At 27.6% G+C, this 2,981-nt stretch carries 1 protein-coding gene; it reads right to left on the bottom strand.

Features of this window, described 5'->3' with window-relative positions; genetic code table 11:
- Nucleotides 1-147 precede the first annotated feature (147 nt).
- Nucleotides 148-2,745, bottom strand: a complete 2,598-nt coding sequence (locus tag Q1A01_RS23465; protein ID WP_299685970.1) for a two-component regulator propeller domain-containing protein — start codon at nt 2,743-2,745, stop codon at nt 148-150.
- Nucleotides 2,746-2,981 lie beyond the last annotated feature (236 nt).

The following is a 2,981-nucleotide window of genomic DNA, read 5'->3' as shown; positions in this document are numbered from 1 at the left end:
CTATTTCGGAGAAAAAATATTTGATAGGCTAGTAATAGCTAGTATTACAGCTAATGGACATTAAGCGGATATACAATAAAATTTATACAATCTATCATATAAATACTCTTCAATAAGAGAAACAGTGAAGTAATTAAGAATATATGTTTAAAATGTTAATAATTGTAAATTTTCAGAGTACGTCTTACTTACGGGAATTGTAGTATTGAATACAATAACTTCTTTAAGGCCATTTTTCTGAGTTACTTTATTTATACGCACATAATAAGAACGATGTACTTTGATAAATTCATAAGAATCTGGTAAATCCATGTAAAAATCATCTATTTTTTTTCTGACAAGATATTTTTTAGAAATAGTATAAATTTCAACATAATTTCTCGAAGATTTAAAATAACCTATATCTGATGTTGCTACTTTTATGGTTGTTCCATCATGTTTTATGATTACATAAAGCTTGTTGTCTTGAGATTTTTTAATTCTATGTACGAGTGCAGCTGCTATTTTTTTTAAGTACGTTGTATTAAATATTAAAACACGATACACAAAAGCTAAATATAGAAGTATAGATATACTAGTAACTATTATAAATAAAAACCACGATGATTTCCAATATGGAAGGCTTATAGTAATTTGTTTGTACAAAGTATTCCCCCAAGTATTGTCTTCGGCTTTTATTTGAATTGAAACTTGATAATCTCCAGGAGTGATATTAAGTATATCTATAGTATTATTTTTAGTATAATTCCATTCAGTATCTGAATCTCGAATTTTATACCTATATAATGTTTCTGCCCCTTCCTTAAAGGAAATAGATTTAAAATGAATTTTAATATTATGTGTTGTATTTGGTAATAGTATTCTTTTATCTAGAGAAATAGGTTTTTCATCTACGATGATTTCATCTATATGAAACCATTTTTTATATTTTGTTTGTAACTGATTAATTACCTTTTGGGGAACACTGAATACCCCTTCTTTTGATGCTATCCATATAGTATCCTGAATTATTTCAATATCTGTGATTTCTGAACACATAAGTCCTTTTGGTACAGATAGTGTCTCTATTTCATATTTATTGTTTCCAAATAGAGTGATTTTTTGTAACCCCAAATTAGTGCCTACCCATATAGTATACTTATCTTCTATATATAATTCTGTACAAATGTTACTTATAAGACCATCTTTTTGGGTAATAGAGAAAATGGTGTCTTTCTTTTGTATTGTAATACCTCCTCCCATAGTTGCTACATATAGGTTTTGAAATTTAGAATCAATATCAGAAATACGATACTTATAATTTAAATACTTTTCATTTACAGTAGATATACTATCATTCTCGTATTTTAATAGCCCATTATTAGTACCTATATATATAATATTATTCATTTTTGAGACATCAAAAATTCGATATGGTACTTTTATTTTAGTATAAAAATTGTTGTCCTCATTTGTGAAAAAAGCTTTTTTATTAAACATAATAGTGGAGTTTTCATCATCGCTAAGACCTTTGATATATATTGTTTTTGATTTATGAAAACCTAACCTGTGTAAATAATCATTAGATAATAATCTATTATTATTTTTATCATATTGAATATGATTAGGAAGTTTTACTTGAGGGGTATAATGGGAAATAAAAGAATTCTTTTCTCTTTTTAAAATTTCCCCATTATGGAATGAAGCAAAAAGTTGATTGTTACTGTCTTTTGTTAAATCTATGGGGTAACTATCAAAGAAATAATGATCTATAGATGGCTGTTTAGCATAAAAAATACCAGCGTTTAGTGTAGAGGCCCATAACCCTCCTTCATGATCTCTATATACTTTTGTTACAGATTGACCTTTTAAAAAGTGTTGTTTTATTTCACCTTGAACATTAAAAATCTTAACCCCACCATATTGATATCCAGCCCAAAAATGATCGTTATCATACTTTCCAGATATGATAGGGATATTATCAAGATCTGGTGCAATATTTATTTCTTTAGGTTCATTTGTTTTAGTGTCAACAATAAAGGCATTAGAGCTATGGAAAGTAATTTTAACATGATGCGTAGGGAAGTCAAGTAATCTGTAAAAAGAAGAAGTATAATCTTTGATAGGAGAATTCCATTGAGTATTAATAAGGCTACGCTCATTATTTTGTTTTGATGAATTATCAATAAACATGAAGTTAGATGGACTCTTCATAATATTTATAGAATGGAGAATCTCAGGAGATGTAGGACGATAAAGTGTGTTTTGTACAGATCCTGACGCATCAATTTTTAAATACCCTTTGAGATCAGTATAGTTAATAAGTAAATCTCCATCTTGAGTAGGTATGATATCATTTATAATTGGAGTATTTGGCCAAGCAGTTTTGATAAGATCATTATATCGATATTGATGAAATCCTTCAGGAGCATTTTTAAAATAAAAAATGGTATTATTATTTGTAGAACACCAGATCGTACCATCATGACTCTCAAAAAAATTATAGATGACATTATCTGGAAGACCATCAGAAGTTGTAAATCGTTCAAATCTAGTACCATCATATCTACTTAAACCTCTATCTGTAGCAAACCACAAATACCCTTCATCATCTTGTGCGATATCATAGACCTCATTACTAGACAGGCCATCAATAGCTGTGAAGTTTTTAAAATGCGGCTGATTTTGTGCAATACTAATGTTAGCCCAAAAAAATAAAATATATAGAAAGTATTTATGTTTAAAACATAGTGTATAATCTAACATTAAATATAATTAGAGTGTTTTATGAATAATAATTTGATAAATAGGTTTATCATATTATTCAATGTTTTCTTTTATAGCGGTTTAAATATAAAAAATAATTGTATATCCGTAAATAGTCCTAAAGTGAATTAATTTTCGTATATTCTATTGAATTTAAGGTGGTTAAATATGAATATATTTTCTTTTGGCGTACAGTTTACAGATGAAAAGAGTTGTCGATTACATTTTAAGGAGCA

The organism is uncultured Dokdonia sp. (genome assembly GCF_947492815.1).
Taxonomy (GTDB): Bacteria; Bacteroidota; Bacteroidia; order Flavobacteriales; family Flavobacteriaceae; genus Dokdonia.
The sequence above is the reverse complement of the archived record's forward strand: the minus strand, read 5'-3'. Positions and strand labels throughout refer to the sequence as shown.